This window comes from Pontimicrobium sp. MEBiC06410 (assembly GCF_053601615.1).
Window position 1 is genome coordinate 1 of record NZ_JBSHNT010000096.1, and the last position, 209, is coordinate 209.

Genomic DNA, 209 nt, shown 5'->3' on the forward strand with positions numbered 1-209 from the left:
TGTCCGATAATATCGCACCAACATTTACTGCACCTGCAGATATCGAAATATTTACAGATGCATCATGTAACTACGATGCTGGAGTAAACATTACAGGAGATGTTACTGATGAAAATGACAACTGTTCTGCAACACTAGACCCGACCTATACAGACACTATAGTCGCTGGAACTTGCGAAGGATCATTCGTAATCACAAGAACATGGACA

At 40.7% G+C, this 209-nt stretch carries 1 protein-coding gene; it reads left to right on the plus strand.

What is annotated here, in order from left to right; translation table 11 throughout:
* On the plus strand, positions 1 to 209 hold a 209-nt coding region (locus ACVC08_RS00640; protein ID WP_452600578.1), incomplete at both ends, for a hypothetical protein.